Origin of the sequence: Burkholderia sp. Ac-20344, assembly GCF_017104975.1 — a bacterium.
GTDB lineage: Bacteria > Pseudomonadota > Gammaproteobacteria > Burkholderiales > Burkholderiaceae > Burkholderia.
On the sequence record NZ_JAAGPP010000394.1, the window covers coordinates 1 to 645 of the forward strand.

Consider the following 645-nt stretch of genomic DNA (forward strand, 5'->3'; position numbering starts at 1 on the left):
TCGCACGGCGCGACGCTGCTGCGCGGCGTGTCGCTCGGCGCGCCGCCCGACCTGTTCAATACGGCCGGCCAGGCGTGGGGCGTGACGACCTGGACACCCGCCGCGCTGCGCGCGGATGGCTTCGTGCCGTTCGTCGAGCTGTTGCGCGCGGCGTTCGCGCATGCGGGCGGCATCCGCATCGATCACGTGCTCGGCTTCGCGCGGATGTGGATCGTGCCGGACGGCGGCTCGCCGCGCGACGGCGCGTACCTGCGCTATCCGGTCGACGATCTCGTGCGGCTCGTCGCGCTCGAGGCCGCCCGTCATCGCGCGCTCGCAATCGGCGAGGATCTCGGCACGGTGCCGGCCGGCTTCCGCGAACGGCTCGGCGCGCAGGGCATCGCCGGGATGCGCGTGCTGTGGTTCGAGCGCGACCCCGACGGCACGTTCCGGCCGCCGTCGGAATGGGATCGCGACGCGATCGCGATGACGTCGACGCACGATCTGCCGACTGTGGCCGGCTGGTGGCGCGGGGTCGATCTGGCATGGCGGCGGATCGCGGCCGACGCCGAGGCCGAGGCCGAGGCCGAGGCCGCGCAGCATCCGGACGACGCGGATGCGCGCGCCGTGGCGCCCCGCACGCCGGACGAGGCGAGCGCGTCCGAG

At 75.0% G+C, this 645-nt stretch carries 1 protein-coding gene; it reads left to right on the top strand.

Going from position 1 to position 645, the window contains the following annotated elements; translation table 11 throughout:
* On the top strand, positions 1–645 hold a 645-nt coding region (locus tag G3N64_RS39310), incomplete at both ends, for a 4-alpha-glucanotransferase (RefSeq protein ID WP_241021450.1).